Genomic DNA, 21,480 nt, shown 5'->3' on the forward strand with positions numbered 1-21,480 from the left:
AACCAGAAAATGAAGCAGTTCAGGTCGTCTCGCAGGAAGGCCGCCGTCCGCGCAACACCCGATTTCCACCCCGACCTGCGCCTGGCGGGGTTCCTGCCGCGCACCGTTGTCGGACCGCGATCGGTCGGCCTTGTCCGGAAGCTGACCGACCGTGCCGGTCGGCGCCCACCGGCGTTCGGCTCGGTGGAGCATGTCGATACCAACGTTTCGGTGCGGATATTCCGGCCCGAGCACGAGCAACGACGAGCACCTGGGGTCTTGTACGTGCACGGCGGCGGATACGTCATCGGCAACGCCGCGATGGGCGACCGGTTCTGCCGACGCGTCGCCCGCGAAATCGGCGCTGTCGCCGCCTCGGTCGAGTACCGACTCTCACCCGAGCACCCATTTCCGACGCCGCTCGAGGACTGCCACGCGGCGCTGTGCTGGCTGGCCGCGCAGCCGGACGTCGATCCGCAACGCCTGGCGATCGTCGGCGAGAGCGCCGGCGGCGGATTGGTTGCGGCGTTAGCGCAGCTGTGCACCTGGAGCCCACGAGTACGACCGGTACTCCAAGTGCTGTCCTATCCGATGCTCGACGACCGCACGGCGGCACGTACCAGCATCGACCGGCGGTTGCGGATGTGGAACGAGCACAGCAATCGACTCGGCTGGCAGGCCTATCTCGGGCCTGCCGTCGGCGGCCCGATTCCGTCTCTGGCAGCACCGGCCCGGTGTGAGGATCTCAGCGGACTTGCCCCGGCGTGGATCGGGGTGGGAACCAACGACCTCTTCTACGACGAGGACCTCGCCTACGCCACGCGGCTGCGACAGGCAGGCGTTCCGTGCACCCTGCAATTGGTGCACGGCGCCTATCACGGCTTCGACCTGATCGAGAGCTGGACGCCGGTCGCGCGCGCGTTCCGTCGTGCGCAGCTGACGGCACTCGATGAGGCGTTCAACGCCAGCACCCCGAGCTAGCAGCAACCTCGGCCCCGCACCAGATCCGAGGACTGCTCCTTGATATCCTGAATGTGCAACGGTAATACTTACCGTAAGCGATACCACATAAGCGCCGGAGTAAGGATTGGGGCAGCTGATGAGCAATATCGACTACCGAGAGCCGATCGTCCTCGCCTCTCCTACCCTCGCGACGGAACTACGTCGTGCCGCACACGCCCATCCAGCGAGAAATCTGCTGGTCTGCGACGATGAACAGCTGACCTACGGCGATGCCGAGCGGCGTTCGGCACGACTCGCGCGCGGCCTCGTCGCGGTGGGCGCAGGAAAGGGCACCCGTATCGGCCTGCTCTACCCCACCGGCGCGCAGTTCGTCGTCGGCTTTCTCGCCGCCGCCCGCATCGGGGCGATCTCGGTACCGCTCTCGCAGCAAGCCGACGCGCGCGAACTGCGAGCGAGACTGGTGCACAGCGATGTTCAGATTCTGCTCGGCGCCACACCTGACGACACCCTCGCCCAACAGCTGACCGAAGCGCTGGGCAACCCCGAATTCGATGACAGGGGCAGGTACTACAACACGGCCCTACCCCAACTGCGCTACCTCGCGATCGGCGGTCACCACACGCCGCGGCCCTACGTACTCGATATCGACGCACTCGCGATCAGGACCGACGAGGAACACCTCCATGCGCTCGAGGACGACGTCCACGAATCCGATCCGCTGGCGGTCATGTACTCCCCTGGTTCCACGGGCACAATGCTCGGTGCCATACACACGCATGCCTCCATGCTGGGAAACCAGCAGGCCCTCAACGAGATCCGCGGTTTGACCGACCAGGACATCCTGTCCTGCGATGCACCGCTGACCTCGACCGCGGGCCTTGGCTACGGGCTGCTCGCAACCCTGGCCGCCGGATCCACCCTGCTGTGCTCGAACAGCACCGATCGCGGCTCGACTGTCGAGCTGCCGACTACCGAAACGCCGACCATATCCTGCACTTTCGCATCCGACGTAGTCCACCTTGCCCACCCCCCCGCCGACACCCGGCCCGGCGACACGACATCTCACCGAATCGGCGAGGGTATCCCGGCTCCTGGTTTCGAGACGAAGATCGTCGAGCAGGTGACGGGTGCGGCCGTCGATCCGGGCGCGATCGGCGAGCTGTGCCTTCGCGGCCCGTATGTCATCCACGGCTATCAAGGCCGCGGTCGCGAACAGTGTTTCGACGCCGAAGGATGGTTCCACACCGGCGAACTCGCATGCATCGATGGCAGCTCCATCCACATCATCGGGCACGACGACGCGACCCGCGAGACCTTGGGGCAAGCAACCGGCCCCACTGAGACGATGGACCGGCTGATTCGCGCCAATGCCACCCGGTACGCCGACAAACACGCGGTGATCGAACCGACCGCCCGGCTCACCTATGCCGAGCTCGACGCGACCACCCGAGAACTGGCGGCCGTATTCGTCGATGCCGGCGTCTGCAAGGGCACGCGAGTAGGGGTCCTGTTGCCCAACGGCGTCGACTGGATTCAGGTCGCTGTGGCACTGACCCGAATCGGCGCCGTACTCGTGCCGCTGAGCACTCTGCTGCGTCCACCGGAACTCCGCGCACAACTGCGAGTGGCATCCGTGCAATTGCTGGTCACGGTGCAGGAGTTCCGCGGCCGCCGGTATCTCGACGACCTGCCCTCCGCCCCGTCTGCCGAGGAATCCCTGCGAGATCCGGCACTGCCCGCGCTACAGCAGATCTGGACCGTGGATCGTCTCCGCGCCGGGACGGCCGGCGCACCCGCGGCCCGCATCGCCGACGCTCTCACCGAGACCGTCACCGCAAGCGATCCGCTGGCCATTCTGTTCACCTCTGGCAGCCGCGGCATGCCCAAGGGCGTCGTGCATTCCCATGGCAGCGCCTTCGGCGCGGTGCGGGCCGGACTGCCCTCGCGACGCATCGACGCCGAGACCCGGCTGTACCTGCCGATGCCGTTCTTCTGGGTCGGGGGCTTCGGCGGGGGGATCCTTTCCGCCCTACTCGCCGGTGCCACACTGATCACCGAAGACATCCCGCAGCCCGACACCACCCTGGAACTCCTGCGGCGCGAGCGGGTGACCCTGTTCCGTGGTTGGCCGGATCAGGCGAAAGCGTTGGCCCGCAGGGCCGAAGAACTCGGCGTCTCGATTCCCACACTCCGGTCGGGCAGCCTCGAGGCGCTGTTGCCGCCGGAGATGCGAGCCCGGCCCGGTGCGCGCGCCAATCTGTTCGGGATGACGGAATCGTTCGGCCCGTACTGCGGATATCCGGCGAACATCGACATGCCACCGTCCGCGTGGGGCAGCTGTGGCCGACCGTTCCCCGGAACGGAGGTCAGGATCACCGATCCCGATGACGGCAGACCCGTTCCGGTAGGAGCCACCGGCGTCATCGAGATCCGCGGACCGCACGCGCTGCGCGGCATGTGCAGGCGCAACCGCGACGATCTCTTCACCACCGATGGGTTCTATCCCACCGGCGATCTCGGCCATCTCGACGCCGAGGGATTTCTCTTCTATCACGGGCGCGCCGATGACATGTTCAAGGTCAGCGGGGCGACCGTGTATCCCAGTGAGGTCGAGCAGGCGCTGCGCGCAGTCGACGGGGTGATCGAGGCGTATGTCACCGATACGCCCGGCCCCCACGGAGTTCGAGTCGGGGCGGTCGTGGTGTGCAACACCGCGACCACTACACCCGAGTCGCTGCGCGCCGAGGTCCGGGAATCGTTGAGCGCGTTCAAGGTACCGACAGCGTGGGCATTGCTGGACTCTCCCGACAGCGTGCCGCGCGGAGCTACCGGCAAGGCGGACCTCGTCGGCCTGCGCGCCCTCCTGCCCGACGCACCCGCGGTCGGGGCCGCCTGATGAACGCAAACGAACAGACCGCGGCCCAACCGCTCGCCGGCGTACGGGTGGTCGAGATCTCGAGTTTCGTCGCCGCGCCGCTGGCCGGGATGACCTTGGGCCAGCTCGGCGCCGACGTCATCCGTGTCGATCCGATCGGTGGCGCGGCCGACTACCACCGTTGGCCACTCACCGACGACGGCGCCAGCATCTACTGGACCGGGCTCAACAAGGGCAAACGGTCGGTGGCAGCCGATCTGCGCTCCCCCGCCGGGCAACAACTTGTCACCCGCCTCATCACCGAGGGCGGACCTGAGGGCGGCATCCTGCTCACGAACACCGCCGGGCGCGATTGGCTCGACCACGACGTTCTCGCTGCCCGGCGCCCCGATCTGATCCGGCTCGAAATTCTCGGTCGCGCCGACGGATCCAGCGCAGTGGACTACACCGTCAACGCCACCACGGGATTCCCGCTGGTGACCGGTCCATCCGATTACTCGGGACCGATCAATCAGGTCCTGCCCGCGTGGGATCTGCTCTGTGGCATGTACGCGGCACTGGCGATCACCGCGGCCGTACGCCACCGCGACGCGACGGGGCAGGGCAGCCGGATCATCCTGCCACTCGAGGACGTCGCGCTGGCCACGGCGGGCAATCTCGGTTTCCTCACCGAAGCGATGCTGTGCGCGACGCCGAGACCGCGCCTCGGTAACGCCATCTTCGGCCAGTACGGCCAGCATTTCACCGGCGCCGACGGCAGTGCGTTCATGGTGGTCGCCCTGACGCCCAGGCACTTTCACGCCCTCACCGAACTCACCGAGACCCGCAAGGCCGTCGATGCCCTGGCTGCGGCACTCGAGGCCGATTTCTCTGACGAGGGCACCCGCTACCACCATCGCGATGTCCTGACCGGCCTGTTCACACCGTGGTTTCGTGAACGCACAAGCGACGAGATCACGGCGGCGCTCGGGCAGACCCCGATCCTCTGGGAGCGCTACCGCACCTTCGGCGAGGTGGTCAGCGAGCCCCGCGTCACCGCCAATCCACTGTTCACGTCGCTGGACCAGCCCGGGATCGGCATCTATCACGCACCTGGCGCGCCCGCGTCGGTGAACGGCGCGCACACGGCCGCACGTCCCGCACCGCGTCTGGGCGACCATACCGACCAGGTCTTGGGTGAGCTCCTCGGTCTCTCCAGCGGCGTGGTCTCGGAGCTGCGGTCGGCGGCGGTCATCGCGTAGCGAGTCCGCCGAGTTTCCTGGCGGACTCGCTCGAGCATCGCGTTACGGCGATGACCGCCGACGCGAACCGGCCAACACCGCCTGCGCCCTGACCAGGTGGGGGCGATCGAGCAACGTGCCATGATGCCCGATCGCTCCCACCTCGGGCTGGGCCGCGAACAGGTCGACGATCTCCTGGGCAGCGGCGATCTCTTGCGCGCTCGGCATGAAGGCCTCGTTGATGACCTCGACCTGGGCCGGATGGATGGCCAACATCCCGCGAAAGCCGTCGCGACGAGCCTGCTCGGAACGGGTGCGCAGGCCGTCCAGATCGCGGTAGTCGCCGTGGATGGTGTCGACCGCCGAGACACCGGCAGCGGTAGCGCCGAGCAGGCACAGACTCCGCGCGAGCTCATAGGTGAAGCCGTAGCGACCGTCCGCGCCGAGCGCGGCGGACCCGCCGACAGACTCGGCGAGATCGGCTACACCCCACGTGAGGGCCGCCAATCGTGGTGCGCCACCGTAGGTTCCGGTGGTGAAGACAGCGTCGGCAGACTCCGGCGCCAGCGCGATCACCGCGGTGCTCCCCAGATCGGCGCCATTGGCGGCTTCCAGCGCGGACAAGTAGTGGTCCAGGATTCGAACGTCCTCACCGCCGCGCGATTTGGGCAGCATGATGCCGCCCGGCCGCGCGACCATGACAGCGGCCAGGTCGGCCAAGGTATGTGGACCGTCGAGAGGATTGACTCGGACCCACAACCGGCGCCGGTCCTCGTCCGAGTGGGCCGCGAGGAACTCGGCGGTCCGCGCGCGAGCACCCGGCTTGGCCTCTACCGCCACGGCGTCTTCGAGATCGATGAGCACGATGTCGGCTGGCCCGGCTGCGGCCTTCGCCATCTTTCGCTCACTGTCGCCCGGCGCGAAAAGCCACGACCTGGCCTGGAAGTCCACTGGTTTCATCGTCGATCCACTCCCTCGAGAACGTGTACGGCAACCTGTCCTTGCGCGTTCGGGTCAGCGGGCACCAGGACGATGGTGCGTATCCCGCCGTAGTCGGAATCGGTGAGGCGCACGGTGATGCCGTGGCGCGCGGCCAGTCTGGCCACCACGAACAGGCCGAGCCGCGAGCCCTCGGCCAACGCGCTGACCCCGAACCCGGGTGGCTTTTCCAGCAATTCGTTGAGACGCACCCGTTCGGTCGCCGGTATGCCGATTCCCTGGTCGATGATCTCGATCGCCAGACCTCTGCCGACGACACCGCCGCGAATGTCCACATGCGACGTCGGCGGGGAGAAGGACGCGGCATTGTCGACCAGTTCGGCGATCAGGTGTACCAGGTCGGCGACCATGATCCCGGCGACCGACACATCGGGCAGCGTCGAGATCCGAACTCTCGTGTAGTCGACAGCCTCACCGACGCCGCTGCGCACGACCTCGATCAGCGGAACCGGCTGCCGCCATTGACGCCCGGGCTTGCCGCCGGCGAGAACGGTGAGATTCTCGGCATGGCGACGTTCACGGGTGGCCAGATGGTCGAGGCGGAAGAAGATGTCCAGCAATGCCGGATTCTCCTGTCGCGCCTGGGCTTCGTCGAGGATCTCCAGCTGTCGGTGGACAACAAGCTGACTGCGATGGGCGATATTCAGGAACACTGACTTCACGCCCTCGCGGGTACGGGCCTCGGCGATCGCCGCCCCCACCGCGACGGTGTGGGCATGATCGAATGCTTTGGCAACCTGCCCGATCTCATCGCTGCCGAAGTCCAGATGGGCGTGTGTCTTCGGATCCACCGGCTCGTCGGCTTGCAGTCGGCGCATCATCTCCGGCAACTGTTCGTCGGCCAGCAGCATCGCCTGATCACGCAGCCGGGTCAGCCGCCGGATGATGCGGTTCGCCATCCACAACGCCACCAGGAACGCACCGACGGCCAGCACGAGCACAGTCACGCCCGCCATCACCGAATCGCGCCGGGTTTCTTTCGCCGCCGTGACGGCGATGCTCTGCGCGGTGCGGTTGTGCACGTCCCATTGCCCCAGCAGAGAGCGCGAGACCGAATCGACGGCAGACTGCCACTCCTCGGTGCCGAGAGGTAGCGGTGTCCGGGGTCCGTTCGGTACGACAGCGCGACGGGTCAGTGCCGCCTCCATAGCAGTCACATCGACCCAGGCCGAGCCCTCCATGAGCCGTTTCACCGCGTCGGCACGACCAGCGTCGTGGTCCTTGGTGAGATTCTCGACGGTGGTGTGGTAATAGCCGATCAACCGGACGTACTCGGTCGCAAGCGATTCCGGCAGTTCGCGTTCGCGGGCCAGGACCGCGCCGAGAGCGGTGGCGCGGCTCAGCGATTCCACCGCGGAGAGCACCTCGACCGCGACGGCGAGTTCGGATGCGGTGGCGGTCGAGGGTGCCTCATCTTGGATGACGCTCGTGCCGAGGATGATCAGCTGCGGCACAACACCGTAGAACGCGTACGCGTCGACCATGCTCAGAGTGCCCGAGTCGACTCCCGAGCGCACCCGGAACAGCTGCTGGATCAGCGCGGAGTGGTCGCCGATGTTCGAGCGCAGCTGTTCGGACCCCTGTACTTGGGCGACGTTCTCGGTCGGCGCGATCCGCTGCCGGGCCGCGTCCACCCGCGTTCGAGCCGTCGTCAGTACCCCCCGGTCGGTTTCCGCGCCCGCGTACAACCACAGCGTCGCCTGACGCTCCTGCTGAAACGCGGCGACCATCTCCGACATCGGGTCGATGCCGTCGAGCATTCCCGACGCCCATCGTTCACTGCGATATCCGTTGATCATCATCGAGCCCGCCGTGGTCGCCCCGACGCCGAGTAGGACCGCGCTCGGGACCAACGCGATAGCCAGAATGCGGCCACGAACACCGAGCCTTGGTTTCAACACCACGGAATCCTCACGCAAAGGGGACTGAGATCGCGGCCGGTTTTCGTGGCACATCGCCGAAACAGACGAGCTGGAGCCATCGTCCGAGGGAATACCGAACCTGCGATAGAACGCTATACTGTACTAATTACTGTATATGCGCAAGAAGGTTGCCGGACACGCGGAAGTCGCCGGTTCGAACCCTCACCGAGATCCGCTTGCCGAACCGATAGAATGCCTCGCGGTAGTATTTACTGTGGCGCGCACCACCGAGAACGGTGACGCCGCGCCGACAACGGTGACCGTCGGCACCACAAGGGACTTCACGGAGGTGGTTACGACATGGCGAAGCAGGCAACCGCGGACAAGCGGCCACGACGCGAACGAGGCTCGCTCAACCCTGAGGACATCCTCGACGGTGCGTTCGAGCTCGCCGCGGAGGTCTCACTCGACAACCTGAGCATGCCCGAGCTGGGCAAGCGCCTCGATGTCGGCGTGACGAGCATCTACTGGTACTTCCGCAAGAAGGACGAGCTGCTCAACGCGATGACCGACCGTGCGCTGCAACAGTATGCGGTCGCCGCGCCGTTCATCGAGGCCGACGACTGGCGCGAGACACTGCGCAATCACGCCAGGACTATGCGCAAGACGTTCCTGGGCAACCCCATTCTCTGCGATCTGATCCTCATCCGGTCTGCGCTGAGCCCCCGGGCCGCCGAGTCCGGAGCACAGCAGACCGAGAAGGTGGTCGCCAGCCTGGTGGAGGCCGGCCTGTCTCCCGATGACGCCGTCGACACCTACTCGGCGATCCAGCTGCACACCCGTGGATCGATTGTCCTGCAGCGGCTCTACGACAAGAACAAGGAATCCGGCGACGAGTCGGGCGCCTACTACGAGCACCTCACCATTTCCCCGGAGACCACGCCCTTGCTGGCCGCGGCCGGCGCCCGTGGTCACCGCAGCGGCGCGCCCGATGATCACAACTTCGAGTACGGTCTCGAGTCGATCCTCGATCGTGCGAGCAAGCTGATCGACGCGAAACCACGCTCGGCGGCGAAGAAGATCGCTCCCGCCGACAAGGCGCCGACTCGCCCGGCGAAGAAGAGCGCACCCGCGAAGAAGGCCGCTCCTGCGAAGAGCTCCGCGGCAGCGAAGAAGACCACGCCCACGAAGAAGACCACAGCCCCGCGTCGCAGGCCGTCGACGTCCGGGACGGAATAGCCCGGAGGCCGGCTTCTAGACCTCAGGACGACGGACGTTCCATTCACCGGTGAACGCGGCCTCGCGCTTCTGCGCGAAGGCCGCGTACGCCTCCGGAACATCGGTCGTCGCGAAGTTCACCGCTTGCGCGCGTGACTCGTTGGCCAGCGCCTCGCGCATCGTGTGGTCGGCGCCTTCGTTGAGGAGCGCTTTGGTCTGAGCGACGGCGATCGGCGGACTCGTCGCGAGCCGCTGTGCGATCTCGTCGACGAAGTCGTCGATCTCCTCCTCCGATTTGATCCATGTGAGCAGCCCGAGGTCGAGCGCCTCGGCCGCATCGATCATGTCGGCCAACAGAGCCAGCCGCTTGGCTTGCTGTACGCCCACAAGCTTCGGCAGCAGCCAGGAACCCCCACAATCCAGCGACAGCCCACGCCGGGCGAAGATCTGCGAGAATCTCGCGTCCGGCGTCGCGACGACCAGGTCACATCCCAACGCGAGATTCCATCCCGCTCCGACCGCGGCGCCACGCACTTTGGCGACAGTCGGGACCGGCAGGTCGTGGAGTCGTTGAGCAACTTCCGAGATCGCCTGCAGTTTCACGAAGGGCGCGGCATACGGATCGCTGTCGACTACATCGGCGCCGGCACAGAAAGTCCCGCCTGCGCCGGTGAGGACGACGGCCCGCACGGTCGGATCATGGCCGATCGTATCCAGCGCTTCCCGCAGTGCGACCCAGAGATCGATATTGATCGCGTTGCGCCGGTGTGGACGATGCAGAGTCAACGTGCACACACCACCTCGGCGCAGCTGGTGCAGCACAAGATCCACTGTCATGACAGGAACAGATCCAGGGCCAGCGGTTCGTCTCCCGGCACCGCTCGATATCTGTCGAGGTCGGTGATCCCGTGCTCGGCCAGCACCTGCTCGTCGATCAGGAAGTTCCCTGTCGTCCGGTCGGCCGACGAGGTGAGGACGAGATAGGCGGCGTCCGCGCAGATATCGGGGGTGCGCGACGCGGCGATCCGCTTCTCACCGCCGGGACGATTCCTGATCGCCGCCGTGGCGATCGTGGTGCGCGGCCACAGGGAGTTGACGCCGATACCGTCGGCACGCAGTTCCTCGGACAAACCGAGCGTCGTCAGCGACATCCCGTATTTGGCGATCGTGTAGCCCAGATGCGCACCGGCCCAGCGAGGATCGAGGTTCAGCGGTGGCGACAGGGTCAGGATGTGCGGGTTGCGTCCGGCCAGAGCCGAGCGCTTCAGTGCCGGAATTGCCAGCTTCGAGAGCAGAAAGCTACCGCGGCAATTGATATCGAGCATCAAGTCATAGCTCTTCATCGCCAAGGTCTCGGTAGTGGCCAAGTCGATCGCGGAGGCGTTGTTGACCACCATGTCGATCCCGCCGAATGTCTCGACCGTCCGATCTATGGCCGCCTCGACCACCGCGTCGTCACGAACGTCGCCGACGATCTTGATCACCGTGCCACCCGCCCGCTCGAGTTCGGCCGCCGCGGTGTGAATGGTGCCGGGCAGCTTGGGATGTGGCTGATCGGTCTTGGCGATCAGGGTGATATTCGCTCCGTCCGCGGCCACCCGCTTGGCGATTTCGAGTCCGATGCCACGGCTGCCGCCCGACATGATCATGGTTCTGTGCGCGAGCGGCTTGTCGCTGTCCGGCATCGACCGGCTCTCCCGTCTGTTCGGCCCCGGCGAGTCCTCCGCTCCGGGAAGGTGCGCGGACACGAGGCGTTGTACCGAATGTATTCCAGTTACTATTACAGTAACACCATCAACCCATCGCGCGTCCACGGGAACCAGCGGAGGGGTACATCGCTTTTCAGAGGAGCAGCAGACCATGGCATATGTGATCACGCAGCGTTGTTGCAACGACGCCAGCTGCGTCTCGGAGTGTCCCGTCGATTGCATCCGTCCCCGGCCCGACCAGCCGGAATTCGCGACCACCGAGATGCTGTACATCGACCCCGACACCTGCATCGACTGTGCCGCATGCGTCGACGCGTGCCCGGTGGACGCCATCCACGCAGCGGACGAACTGCCAGTGCCACTGGTGCGATTCCGCGACATCAACGCCGACTACTTCCAACGGAATCCGTTGGAGTCGAACTTCGCTGCGGCCCACGTGCCGACCCGGCCTGCGAAGGATCTCGGCACTCTGCGAGTAGCGATCGTCGGAGCGGGCCCCGCCGCCTGCTACGCGGCCGACGAGCTGCGTCGGCGCTGTGATGTCGAGGTCGAGATATTCGACCGTCTGCCCACACCATGGGGCCTGGTGCGGGCAGGCGTAGCTCCGGACCACGCGGGCACCAAGGCGGTGTCGCGCTTGTTCGAAACCGCGTTCCGTGGCCAGGCCGTGCAGTTCTATCTGAATGTGGAAGTGGGAAATCATATTTCACACGAGGAGCTCGCGGCCCATCATCACGCGGTGCTCTACGCCGTCGGTGCCGCAGCCGACCGCAGGATGGGCGTACCCGGCGAGGACCTGGCGGGTTCGCACTCGGCGACCGAGTTCGTCGCTTGGTACAACGGCCACCCCGACTTCGCCGAGCGGTCGTTCGATCTGTCAGGTCACCGCGCGGTGATCGTCGGCAACGGCAATGTCGCGCTGGATATCGCCAGGGTGTTGACCATGTCCCCCGATGCGCTGGCCGAAACCGATATCGCCGACCATGCTTTGGCAGCACTGCGCGCGAGCAATATCCGCGAGGTCGTCGTCCTCGGACGGCGTGGCCCGTTGCAGGCCGCCTACACCAGCCCGGAATTCCTGGCGTTGACCCACCTCGAGGGCGTGGACGTGGTCGTGGACGAGGCCGATCTCACGATGGACCCGACCGACCGGGCCATACTCGACGACCCCGAAGTCGACCCGTCCGTGAAACTGAAATACGACCTGGCGCAGGAGTACGCCACCGCGCGGCCCGACGCGCACAACAAGCGAATCGTGTTGCGTTACCTGGCGTCGCCGACCGCGATACACGGCGGCGACCGAGTTCATGCCCTGGAACTCGAGCACAACGAGCTCGTCGACGTGGACGGGCAGCGAGTGGCGCGAACGACCGGGCGAACCGAATCCATCGACACCGGGCTGGTCCTGCGTTCCATCGGCTACCGAGGCACCCCTGTCGCCGACCTCCCCTTCGACGACGCGCGGGCCGTGGTGCCCAATGAGCACGGGCGGGTCATCGATGACCAGGGGGCGCCGATGACCGGGGTCTACGTCAGCGGCTGGATCAAGCGCGGACCGCGTGGTGTCATCGGGTCCAACCGCGTGGACTCCGAGGAGACGGTCGACTGTCTCATCGCCGACTTCATCGCGGGCAGGCTCACCACGCCGATCGGCGATCGAGAAGCGCTGCGGAGCCTGATCAGTGAACGCCAACCCGATCTCGTCGATCAGGACGGCTGGCACGCCATCGACACCGCCGAAGTCACTGCGGGCCGGGCATCCGGCAGGCCCCGAATCAAACTCACCACCCATGAGGACCTACTGAAGGCCGCCTCGAACGGCCCGGTGCGGCACTGACAACAACGACCGCCGCTCCGAATCCGGAGCGGCGGTCGAGTGCTGAGGTCTGACGGCTATTTGGGCTGGAACCGCTGCGCACCGTCGATGCGGACGACTTCGCCGTTGATGTACGGGTTCTCCAGCAGATGCCGAGCCAACGACGCGTACTCGGCCGGCGCACCGAGGCGCTTCGGGAACGGCACGGAAGCCGCGAACTTCGCGAGCTTCTCCTCGCCGACGACGTCCATTGTCGGGGTGTGGATTGTTCCCGGCGCGATGCTGTTCACCCGGATACCGAGAGCAGCGAGGTCACGGGCGGCGGTCAGCGTCAGCGAGATCACCCCACCCTTGGCCGCCGCGTACGCCGATTGCCCGATCTGGCCTTCGTACCCCGCGATGGAGCTGGTCATGACGATCGCGCCACGTTCGCCGTCGCCTTTGGGCTCGAGCTTCGCGATCTCGGCCGCGGCGAGCCTGAGCACGTTGTAGGTGCCCGTCAGATACAGCGCGATCGTGTCGGTGAATCCCTTCAGAGTGTGCGGGCTCCCGTCACGATTGACGACCTTCTCCAGAACACCGAAACCGCCGTGCGCGATGACCGCGTAGCGCAGCGTGCCGAGCTCGGCGGCCTTCGCGAAGGCGGTCTCGATCGTCGCGTCGTCGAGCACATCGGTGCGCACGTAGACAGCCTTGTTGCCGAGTTCGGCGGCCAGCGCGTTGCCCTTCGCGTCGTCGACATCGGCGATGACCACAGCGGCGCCCTGAGCATGCAGCTCACGCACTGTCGCATCTCCCAGGCCACCGGCGCCACCGGTAACCAGTACTACTTCACCTTCGAACGACACTGTGTCTCCTCACTTTTCATGGATGGATGGCCGGTCAGGGGTTCACTTCGATGACGAGGGCTCCGCCCATGCCACCGCCCGCGCACATCGCCGACACCCCGATGCCACCGCCACGACGCCGGAGCTCGTAGATCAGCGTCGTCACCTGGCGTGCTCCCGACGCCGAGATCGGGTGGCCGAGGCTGCATCCGCTGCCGGAGAAGTTCACCTTCTCCTCGTCGATGCCGTAGGCCCGGCACGCGGCGATCGGCACGGACGCGAACGCTTCGTTGATCTCCCACAGCGCCACGTCCTCGACTGTCAGTCCGGCACGGTCGAGGACCTTGCCGATGACCTTCACCGCGGCCAGGCCGTTGTCCGCCGGCGTGACACCGACATTCGCCCACGCTCGCACCGAGGCCAGCACCTCGAGGCCCGCGCCTGCCGCGTAGTCGTCCGAGGTGACGGTGACAGCGGCGGCAGCGTCGTTGATGCCACTGCTGTTTCCGGCGGTGATCGAGAAGCCCTCGATCTCGGGATGCAGGACCGGCAGGGCAGCCAACCGTTCCGGCGTCGTATCACGGCGAGGGTGTTCGTCCACCGCGAAGTCGATCACCGAACCGTCGGCTCGGGCCACCTTCAACGCCAGGATCTCGTCGGTGAACCTGCCCGCGTCGATCGCGGCGACGGCGCGATGATGCGACCGCGCCGCCCAGTCGTCCATCTCCTGACGGCTGATACCGACCTTCTTCGCGGTGTTCCAGCCGACCGTGATCGACATGTCGGAGGCGGGCGCGTCCGGCGTCTCGGGATGCGGTGGCGGCATCCACCGTTCGATGAACTCCGGTTCGGGCCCCGAGCCCGGCACCCGCCAGGTCATCGCTGGAGCGGTCGACAGCGATTGCACGCCACCGGCTACGACGACTCGTTCCATTCCGGCCCCGATATGGGCGGCCGCGTTGGCGATCGCGGTCAGGCTGCCCGCACAGTGCCGGTTGACCGCCTGGCCCGGCACGCTCTCCATGCCTGCGGCCACCGCGGCATAACGCGCCAGGTCACCGCCGCCATAGTTCAGTTCGGCGAGGATGACATCGTCGATCTCCGCCGGGTCGATGCCCGACCGGCGGACGGTTTCGGTGAGAATTTCGATCGCGAGCGTCTCCGACGCCACGTTCACGAGCGCACCTTTGAAGGAGCGCCCGATGGCGGTACGGACCGCGCTGACGATCACGGGTTCGGGCATTTCAACCTCCGACGAATTGTGCTGGTGCCGAAGCCAACTCGACGAGGTCGAGCTCATCGGCACCGAGAGCGGCTCTCGACAACTGTGTTCCGCTCTTGATCAGGGCTTGCGCGGCGCGGATATCACGCGGCCGACCGACGCCGAGCGCGCCGACCAGTCGGCCGTCGGCCAGGCTGACCGCCAGGAAAGGCCCCGCGTCGATGTCACCGAACACGACCAACTCGTTGCCGAGCCGGGGCCAGCCGGCGATCTGCAGGCTGCGTCCGAACTGATTCGTCCAGCACCACGGGACTTCCGCGTACGGCTCGCGCGCACCCAGGATCGTGCGCGCGGCCGCGGCGCCGTGGGCCTGGGCGTGGTTCCAGTGCTCGATTCGTTCACTGCCACCGAGGACCAGGTTGGGGAGCCGAGCCACGTCGCCGACCGCATACACCCCGGACACCGAGGTCGCGCAGAATTCGTCCACGACGATGCCCCCGGCTACGGTGATGCCGGCACGGACCGCCAGTTCGGCGTTGGGCGTCATGCCGACGGCGACGATTACGGCATCGGCGATCCACTCCCGTCCGTCCTCGTCCACCAATCGGGTTCGACCGTTCTCGTGGTGCGCCGTGTCCAGCCGTATCGCGGTGTGCACCGCTACCCCACGATCCCGGTGCAGCCGTTCATAACTCGCCGATACGTTCGTGGGCACCACACGTTCGAGCACCCGGTCGGCCGCTTCCAGCACGGTGACCTCGGCGCCCATGGTGCGGGCCGCGGCCGCGGCCTCCATACCGACCAGGCCGCCACCGACGACGAGAACCGAAGGCGCCTCTCCGGTGGCACCCACGCGCTCGAACACTGAACGCAGCGCGGTGACATCCTGCAGATCTCGCAGCGTTTCAGCCTCTGGCAGCACCGATTCCAGCCGGCGAGCGCGCCCACCTGTCGCCAAGACGAGAGCGTCGTACTCCAGGCCGGAGCCGTCGTCGAGTTCGACACGGGCAGAAGCCGTGTCGAGGTCACGAGCGGAAACACCCGTGCGCAATTCGATCGACATCTCGGCCCAGAATCCGGGCGGTTTCAGTCGCGCCTTGTCCGCGGTGGCCGTTCCGGACAGCAACTCCTTGGAAACCATCGGCCGACGGTAGGGCGCCGACGGATCGTCGCCGACCAGCACGATCGATCCGACGAACCCTTCTTTGCGCAACGTCTCCGCTGCGGTGGCCCCAGCGATTCCGGTCCCGATGATGACCACCCGGCCGGTGCGCGGGACAGTCATCGCTGCACCTCGATCATCTCGAACTCGGCCTTCTCGGCGCCGCAGTCCGGGCAGGTCCAGTCCTCGGGGATATCGTCCCAGCGGGTGCCCGGCGCGATGCCGTCATCAGGCCAGCCCAGTTCTTCGTCGTACTCCCAGCCGCAGATGATGCAGCGGTAGAGCTTATAGGCGGTAGTAGTCGTCATGGTTCACTTCCCCCACGGCACTGCCTTGACGAAACCGCCCGCGTCGACGCGCAATTGGCTGCCCGTGATGTACCGGGCTTCCTCGGACGCGAGAAAGACGACGAGGTTGGAGACGTCCTGGGCCTGGATGTACGGGACGGGCATGGCCTGCATCGCCGGGAACGACATCTCCGCGTCCTCGCGGGTCGGAGTTTCCAGATCGGGACGGAACACCTTGTACATGCCCTCGTTGTGCAGCATGTCGGTGTCCACGTTGGTGGGGTGGATCGCGTTGACCCGGATCATCTGCTTCGCCAACTGGATCGCCAGATCGTTGACATAGTGCGCCACCACCTGTTTCGCGAGGCTGTACGCGGAACCGCCGGGGCCCTGCTTGGTGGAGCTGCCCAGCTGCGCGGCGAGTGAGCCGGTCGCGATGATCGACGATCCCGCACCGAGATGCGGCAGACTCGCCTGCACCACGTTGAACACACCAGCCAGATCGGTGTCGATGGTGTCCGACCACGACTGAATCGTCTGCCCCTTGCCCATCGCGGCGATGCCGGCATTGGCCACCACGATGTCGAGCCGTCCGAGCGCCTCGACGCCCGCGCCGATCGCCGCCCAGACGGCGGCGCGCTCACGCACGTCGACGATCACAGGATGGAAGCGAACTCCCTCCTTCTCGACCAGTCGGCCCGTTTCCTCGAGATCCTCGGGCCGCGCGAGCGGGTAGGTGTTGCCGTCGAGATCGGCGCAGATATCCAAGGCGATGATGCTCGCGCCCTCGGCCGCGAGATTCACCGCGTGCGATCGGCCCTGGCCTCGGGCCGCACCCGAGATGACCGCGACCTTGCCGTCCAATTTTCCCACTGCTGACAACCTTTCGATATTTCTCGATGATGTGATCTGTCCCGGACGAGCGGTCAGCTCGTGCGCGGGATCCTGGATCCGATGGTCTTGGTCTCGAGGTACTGCTGGAATCCTTCGATGCCGCACTGGCGCCCGACTCCGCTGTTCTTGTAACCGCCGAACGGTGCGTCGGCGCCGTAGAACATCCCGCCGTTGACGCCGACCGCACCGGTCCTGAGCCGACGTGCGATGTCCATGCTTCGTTCGTCGGATCGTGAGAGCACCGCACCGGCCAGACCGAAGGCACTGTTGTTGGCGATGCGCAGCGCCTCCTCGTCATCGGAGTACGGGATCATCACCAGGACCGGTCCGAAGATCTCCTCCTGAGCGATCGCCAACCCCGGGTCCTCGGTGACGAACACGGTCGGCTGAACGAAGTGACCGTCGGCGAGGTGGGGGGCGAGATCGGCGGGAACGCCGCCGCCGGTGACCAGCTGTGCCCCGTCACGGATGGCCTGCTCACAGGTATCGAGCACCCGCGTCCGCTGGCCCGCGCTGATGAGCGGGCCGACCAGCGTCTGCGGCAGCGCCGGATCCCCCACCGGTACGGCCGCGAAGGCCGCGCCGACCGCGGCGACCATGTCGTCGAACATCGAGCGATGCACCAGCATTCGGCTCGTCGCCGCGCATGCCTGGCCCGCGTGCACACACACGCCCACCGCCGCGCGCAAGGCGCTCTCCGGTTTCGCGTCGTCGAGCACGATCAGCGCAGACTTGCCGCCGAGTTCGAGGAAGGTGCGCTTCATGGTGCCCGCGGCCTGACGCATCAGAGTGCGCCCGACGCCGGTCGAACCGGTGAAAGAAATGAGGTCCACGCGCGGGTCGGTCGCCAGCAATCCAGCGACCTCGTTGGACGGTGTGGTCACGACATTCACCACCCCGGGCGGGAAGTCGGTGTGCTCGGCGATCAACCGGCCGAGCCGCGTGGCGTTCCACGGCGTATTCGGATCCGGTTTGAGCACGACGGTGTTGCCCGCTGCCAGGGCGGGACCGAGCTTGTTGAGGATGACCTCGATCGGGAAGTTCGACGGACAGATCGCGGCGACCACGCCGACCGGTTCCTGCAGGACGGTGCGCTTGTTGCGGTCACCGAACAACCCACCGCCGTCGAGGACGCGTTCCCACTCGAATTCTTCGATCAGCTTCGCCGGATAGCGCAGCGCTTCGGTGAGCGGCCAGTCCAGTTGCGCGTTCTGGGTCGTCATCACCGGACAGCCGACTTCGGCGACGAGTTCGGTGCGCAGCAGTTCCTTCTCCGACTCGAGCGCCGACTGCAACTGCTCGAGGCAGCGCCTGCGCAGGGCGCCGTCGGTCGACCACGGTGTGTGGTCGAAAGCTCGACGGGCGGCCGCGATCGCGCGCAGCATGTCGTGCTCGTCCGCCGCGGCGGTGCTGCCGAGCACGCGCCCGGTCGCCGGACTGCGATTGTCGAAGGCTCCGCCCGACGCTGCTGCCGTCAGCTCACCGTCGATGAGCATGCGGAACTCCGCTTGCTCCGCGGCGGCGAGCCCCAGCTCCGGACTCAGCGCTGTCCGCACTTCGACGACGTCGCTCACATTGCCTCCCGATAACCATCCTGGATGAATAACTGTAATGCTTACCGTATAGTACTTTTCGACACGTATCAATCACCGGAAAGGAGCACCGATGTCCGGTCTGCTCAGTGGCGTCGCAGTGGTCGAATTGGCATCGTGGACCTACGTCCCGAGCGCGGGGGCCGCGCTGGCCGACTGGGGTGCGGACGTGATCAAAATCGAGGACACCAACGGTGGCGATCCGTGCCGCAACCTGACGATCGGCGGACTCGACGGCACCGGTACGCAGGTCGAGGCCAACTTCATGATGGAGCTCGGCAATCACGGCAAGCGCAGCATCGGGATCGACATCAAGTCCGAACAGGGCAGGCAGATCCTCGGCCGGTTGATCGCGAAAGCCGATGTCTTCCTCACGAACTGGCTGCCCGCGCCGCTCGAGCGCGCCGGCCTGACCATCGAGCAGATCCGCGAGTTCAACCCGAATGTGATCATCGCCCGAGGCAGCGGTCAGGGCAGCCGTGGCCCGGAGAAGGACCGTGGCGGGTTCGACGCGGCCAGCTATCTCGCGCGCGCCGGCGTTGCCTACGCCCTGACACCGACCAACGCCGAATTCCCCATGGCACAGGGCCCCGCCTTCGGCGACCTCCAGGGCGGCATCACCTTGGCCGGCGGCGTCACCGCGGCACTGTTCCACCGCGAACGCACCGGCCACGCCCCCCTTGTCGACAGCTCCCTGCTCGCCCAGGGAATGTGGGCTGTCGCGCCCGACATCGCAGCCGCCGACTACTACGGCATCGACCGCATTCCGGCCGGCGAAGCGGGCACCGCGCTCAATCCGGCCGTGAACCGCTACCGAACCAGGGACAACCGCTGGGTTCAGCTCGTCCTGCTGCAGGCCGACCGCTACTGGCGTGGCTTCTGCGAGCGCATCGGCAGGCCCGACCTCGGCGTCGACGAGCGGTTCGTGCCGCTCGCGAACCTGGTCGTCAACCACGAAGCCGCCACCGCCGAGCTGCGCAAGACCTTCGCCGAGCGTGACCTCGCCGATTGGCAGAAGGCGCTCGCCGACGAGCCCGGCGTGTGGGCCACCATCGCGAGCCCGCAGGAGGTACTCGACGATCCCCAGGTCGTGGCCAACGGATATCTGATGACCCCGACCGACAGTGCGGGAAACGAATACCGAACCGTCTCCGCCCCTGTGCAATTCGATGAAACGCCGGCACCGGCGAGCCGAGCACCCGAATACGGCGAGCACACCGAGACCATTCTGCTCGAGCTCGGCATGGAGTGGGACGACATCATCGCGGCCAAGGAGAGCGGAGCGATCCTCTGATGAAGCGGCACCTGAGTTGCCCGTGCGGGGAGTTCCTGGTCGGCGAGGACGAGGAGGACCTCGTCGTCAAGGCCCGCCTGCACCTCACCGAGCAGCACCCCGACCACAGCTACACCCGCGAACAGATTCTGTTCATGGCCTACTGAGGCGACCATGAGCTATATTGTAAGCCTTACTGTAACGATTTTAGGAGTGTGATCGTGGACAAGAACGACATGATCCTGATCAGCGTCGATGACCACATCATCGAACCGCCGGACATGTTCAAGAACCATCTCCCCGCGAAGTACGCGGCCGAGGCGCCGCAATTGGTGCGCACCCCTGACGGCGCGGATGTGTGGAAGTTCCGGGACATCGTCATCCCCAATGTGGCGCTCAATGCCGTGGCGGGACGCCCGAAGGAGGAATACGGCCTCGAGCCCGACGGCCTCGACGAGATTCGCCCCGGATGTTTCGATGTCCACGAGCGCATCAAGGACATGAACGCGGGCGGGGTCCTGGCATCGATGAACTTCCCGTCGTTCCCCGGCTTCGCGGGACGACTGTTCGCGACCGAGGACTCGGACTTCTCCCTCGCCCTGGTGCAGGCTTACAACGACTGGCACATCGACGAGTGGTGCGGCGCCTACCCCGGCCGCTTCATCCCGATGGCGCTGCCGGTGATCTGGGACGCCGAGTTGTGCGCCGCCGAGGTCCGCCGAGTCGCGGACAAAGGCGTGCGCTCACTGACCTTCAGCGAGAACCCCGCCGCGCTGGGATACCCGAGCTTCCACGATCCGTACTGGAATCCGCTGTGGAAGGCACTCGTCGACACCGACACCGTGCTCAACGTCCACATCGGCTCCTCGGGCCGCCTGTCGATCCCCGCGGTCGACTCGCCTCCGGATGTGATGATCACGCTGCAGCCGATGAACATCGTCCAGGCCGCGGCGGATCTGCTCTGGTCACGCCCGGTCAAGGACTATCCGGACCTCAAGATCGCGCTGTCCGAGGGCGGCACCGGCTGGATTCCGTATTTCCTCGAGCGCGTCGACCGGACTTTCGAGATGCACTCCACCTGGACGATGCAGGACTTCGGCGGGAAGGTGCCCTCGGAGGTATTCCGCGACCACTTCATGACCTGCTTCATCAGCGATCCGATCGGCGTGCGGCTGCGCCACGAGATCGGCATCGACAACATCATGTGGGAGATGGACTACCCGCACAGCGATTCCATGTGGCCCGACGCACCCGAGGTGCTCGCGCAGGTGCTCGGGCGCGAGCAGGTGCCCGACGACGAGATCGACAAGATGACCCATCTCAACGCGATGCGCTGGTACTCCTTCGACCCGTTCAAGCACATCCCGCGCGAGCAGGCCACCGTCGGGGCACTGCGGGCCGCGGCTGCCGACCACGATGTGAGCATCCAGGCGCGCAGCCACCGGTCGACCTCGTCCGAGGACAAACTCCAGGCATTCCAGTCCCAGATCAAAGCGGCCACCGCGCAGAACGCGAGTTGACCGTACGACGGTGCGGCCACCCTGGCATCCATGGCCACGGTGGCCGCTTCCTTCTCTGAAAC

The 21,480-nt window shown here is 66.3% G+C and carries 18 protein-coding genes and 1 pseudogene; 9 read left to right on the plus strand and 10 right to left on the minus strand.

All coding sequences use genetic code 11. The features are described from left to right. Positions 1-9 precede the first annotated feature (9 nt). From ACWFRF_RS02345 to ACWFRF_RS02360, 4 genes and pseudogenes are all read left to right on the plus strand, one after another. Entirely contained in the window at positions 10-960 is a 951-nt protein-coding gene (locus ACWFRF_RS02345; RefSeq protein WP_452448575.1) for an alpha/beta hydrolase, read from the plus strand. Positions 961-1,078: 118 nt separating this feature from the next. Then, positions 1,079-1,924, plus strand: a pseudogene (locus ACWFRF_RS02350) (AMP-binding protein); the annotation flags it as partial. Positions 1,925-2,257: 333 nt separating this feature from the next. Beyond that, positions 2,258-3,838: an AMP-binding protein gene (locus ACWFRF_RS02355; protein ID WP_452448832.1), complete on the plus strand. Its 1,581-nt coding sequence runs from the start codon at positions 2,258-2,260 to the stop codon at positions 3,836-3,838. After that, positions 3,838-5,058, plus strand: a complete 1,221-nt coding sequence (locus ACWFRF_RS02360) for a CoA transferase (protein WP_452448576.1) — start codon at positions 3,838-3,840, stop codon at positions 5,056-5,058. The genes ACWFRF_RS02355 and ACWFRF_RS02360 overlap by 1 nt, the downstream gene beginning before the upstream one ends. A gap of 42 nt (positions 5,059-5,100) precedes the next feature. Here ACWFRF_RS02360 and ACWFRF_RS02365 read toward each other — a convergent pair whose 3' ends face one another. Next, positions 5,101-5,997 (minus strand): HpcH/HpaI aldolase/citrate lyase family protein, encoded by an 897-nt coding sequence (locus ACWFRF_RS02365; protein WP_452448577.1) that lies wholly within the window; start codon positions 5,995-5,997, stop codon positions 5,101-5,103. Beyond that, positions 5,994-7,937 (minus strand): sensor histidine kinase, encoded by a 1,944-nt coding sequence (locus ACWFRF_RS02370; protein WP_452448578.1) that lies wholly within the window; start codon positions 7,935-7,937, stop codon positions 5,994-5,996. The genes ACWFRF_RS02365 and ACWFRF_RS02370 overlap by 4 nt, the downstream gene beginning before the upstream one ends. A gap of 321 nt (positions 7,938-8,258) precedes the next feature. Between ACWFRF_RS02370 and ACWFRF_RS02375 the strand changes: the two genes are divergently transcribed. Further along, positions 8,259-9,137, plus strand: coding sequence for a TetR/AcrR family transcriptional regulator (locus ACWFRF_RS02375; RefSeq protein ID WP_452448579.1), 879 nt, complete (start codon positions 8,259-8,261; stop codon positions 9,135-9,137). 15 nt (positions 9,138-9,152) lie between these two features. Here the strand turns inward: ACWFRF_RS02375 and ACWFRF_RS02380 are convergent, their stop codons facing one another. Together ACWFRF_RS02380 and ACWFRF_RS02385 are read right to left on the minus strand one after the other, a co-directional pair. After that, positions 9,153-9,953: an enoyl-CoA hydratase/isomerase family protein gene (locus ACWFRF_RS02380; RefSeq protein ID WP_452448580.1), complete on the minus strand. Its 801-nt coding sequence runs from the start codon at positions 9,951-9,953 to the stop codon at positions 9,153-9,155. Continuing rightward, positions 9,950-10,801, minus strand: a complete 852-nt coding sequence (locus ACWFRF_RS02385; protein WP_452448581.1) for an SDR family oxidoreductase — start codon at positions 10,799-10,801, stop codon at positions 9,950-9,952. The genes ACWFRF_RS02380 and ACWFRF_RS02385 overlap by 4 nt, the downstream gene beginning before the upstream one ends. Positions 10,802-10,976: 175 nt before the next feature. Between ACWFRF_RS02385 and ACWFRF_RS02390 the strand changes: the two genes are divergently transcribed. Next, a complete protein-coding gene (locus ACWFRF_RS02390) occupies positions 10,977-12,662 on the plus strand; it encodes an FAD-dependent oxidoreductase (protein WP_452448582.1) in 1,686 nt (561 codons plus the stop codon). Between the two features lie 56 nt (positions 12,663-12,718). Here ACWFRF_RS02390 and ACWFRF_RS02395 read toward each other — a convergent pair whose 3' ends face one another. The 6 genes from ACWFRF_RS02395 to ACWFRF_RS02420 are packed head-to-tail and all read right to left on the minus strand — an operon-like array spanning position 12,719 to position 18,607. Continuing rightward, positions 12,719-13,489, minus strand: coding sequence for an SDR family NAD(P)-dependent oxidoreductase (locus ACWFRF_RS02395; RefSeq protein ID WP_452448583.1), 771 nt, complete (start codon positions 13,487-13,489; stop codon positions 12,719-12,721). 34 nt (positions 13,490-13,523) lie between these two features. After that, the gene (locus ACWFRF_RS02400; protein ID WP_452448584.1) at positions 13,524-14,711 is read right to left on the minus strand and encodes a thiolase family protein; all 1,188 of its coding nucleotides are present in this window, start codon (positions 14,709-14,711) and stop codon (positions 13,524-13,526) included. Position 14,712: 1 nt separating this feature from the next. Next, positions 14,713-15,975 carry an NAD(P)/FAD-dependent oxidoreductase gene (locus ACWFRF_RS02405; RefSeq protein ID WP_452448585.1) on the minus strand — a complete coding sequence of 421 codons (1,263 nt, stop codon included), beginning with the start codon at positions 15,973-15,975 and terminating at the stop codon, positions 14,713-14,715. Then, positions 15,972-16,160, minus strand: coding sequence for a rubredoxin (locus tag ACWFRF_RS02410; RefSeq protein ID WP_452448586.1), 189 nt, complete (start codon positions 16,158-16,160; stop codon positions 15,972-15,974). Before ACWFRF_RS02410 ends, ACWFRF_RS02405 begins: the two co-directional genes overlap by 4 nt. A gap of 3 nt (positions 16,161-16,163) precedes the next feature. After that, a complete protein-coding gene (locus ACWFRF_RS02415) occupies positions 16,164-17,012 on the minus strand; it encodes a mycofactocin-coupled SDR family oxidoreductase (protein WP_452448587.1) in 849 nt (282 codons plus the stop codon). Between the two features lie 53 nt (positions 17,013-17,065). Continuing rightward, positions 17,066-18,607 carry an aldehyde dehydrogenase family protein gene (locus ACWFRF_RS02420; RefSeq protein WP_452448588.1) on the minus strand — a complete coding sequence of 514 codons (1,542 nt, stop codon included), beginning with the start codon at positions 18,605-18,607 and terminating at the stop codon, positions 17,066-17,068. Positions 18,608-18,698: 91 nt separating this feature from the next. Here ACWFRF_RS02420 and ACWFRF_RS02425 point away from each other — a divergent pair, with 91 nt between their 5' ends. Genes ACWFRF_RS02425 through ACWFRF_RS02435 form a run of 3 tightly spaced genes read left to right on the plus strand, consistent with a single transcriptional unit; the run spans position 18,699 to position 21,418 of the window. Continuing rightward, positions 18,699-19,919 carry a CaiB/BaiF CoA transferase family protein gene (locus tag ACWFRF_RS02425; protein WP_452448589.1) on the plus strand — a complete coding sequence of 407 codons (1,221 nt, stop codon included), beginning with the start codon at positions 18,699-18,701 and terminating at the stop codon, positions 19,917-19,919. Next, the gene (locus ACWFRF_RS02430; protein ID WP_452448590.1) at positions 19,919-20,065 is read left to right on the plus strand and encodes a DUF1059 domain-containing protein; all 147 of its coding nucleotides are present in this window, start codon (positions 19,919-19,921) and stop codon (positions 20,063-20,065) included. Before ACWFRF_RS02425 ends, ACWFRF_RS02430 begins: the two co-directional genes overlap by 1 nt. A 54-nt stretch (positions 20,066-20,119) precedes the next feature. Then, positions 20,120-21,418: an amidohydrolase family protein gene (locus tag ACWFRF_RS02435; RefSeq protein ID WP_452448591.1), complete on the plus strand. Its 1,299-nt coding sequence runs from the start codon at positions 20,120-20,122 to the stop codon at positions 21,416-21,418. The last annotated feature ends 62 nt before the right edge of the window (positions 21,419-21,480 follow it).

It is taken from the genome of Nocardia sp. NPDC055165 (genome assembly GCF_053606985.1).

Bases quoted from the DNA above. Each gene is read 5' to 3' on its own strand.
- ACWFRF_RS02345 (WP_452448575.1), top strand. From the start codon at position 10: ATGAAGCAGTTCAGGTCGTCTCGCAGGAAGGCCGCCGTCCGCGCAACA.
- ACWFRF_RS02360 (WP_452448576.1), top strand. From the start codon at position 3,838: ATGAACGCAAACGAACAGACCGCGGCCCAACCGCTCGCCGGCGTACGG.
- ACWFRF_RS02365 (WP_452448577.1), bottom strand. From the start codon at position 5,997: ATGAAACCAGTGGACTTCCAGGCCAGGTCGTGGCTTTTCGCGCCGGGC.
- ACWFRF_RS02375 (WP_452448579.1), top strand. From the start codon at position 8,259: ATGGCGAAGCAGGCAACCGCGGACAAGCGGCCACGACGCGAACGAGGC.
- ACWFRF_RS02380 (WP_452448580.1), bottom strand. From the start codon at position 9,953: ATGACAGTGGATCTTGTGCTGCACCAGCTGCGCCGAGGTGGTGTGTGC.
- ACWFRF_RS02385 (WP_452448581.1), bottom strand. From the start codon at position 10,801: ATGCCGGACAGCGACAAGCCGCTCGCGCACAGAACCATGATCATGTCG.
- ACWFRF_RS02390 (WP_452448582.1), top strand. From the start codon at position 10,977: ATGGCATATGTGATCACGCAGCGTTGTTGCAACGACGCCAGCTGCGTC.
- ACWFRF_RS02400 (WP_452448584.1), bottom strand. From the start codon at position 14,711: ATGCCCGAACCCGTGATCGTCAGCGCGGTCCGTACCGCCATCGGGCGC.
- ACWFRF_RS02405 (WP_452448585.1), bottom strand. From the start codon at position 15,975: ATGACTGTCCCGCGCACCGGCCGGGTGGTCATCATCGGGACCGGAATC.
- ACWFRF_RS02410 (WP_452448586.1), bottom strand. From the start codon at position 16,160: ATGACGACTACTACCGCCTATAAGCTCTACCGCTGCATCATCTGCGGC.
- ACWFRF_RS02425 (WP_452448589.1), top strand. From the start codon at position 18,699: ATGTCCGGTCTGCTCAGTGGCGTCGCAGTGGTCGAATTGGCATCGTGG.
- ACWFRF_RS02430 (WP_452448590.1), top strand. From the start codon at position 19,919: ATGAAGCGGCACCTGAGTTGCCCGTGCGGGGAGTTCCTGGTCGGCGAG.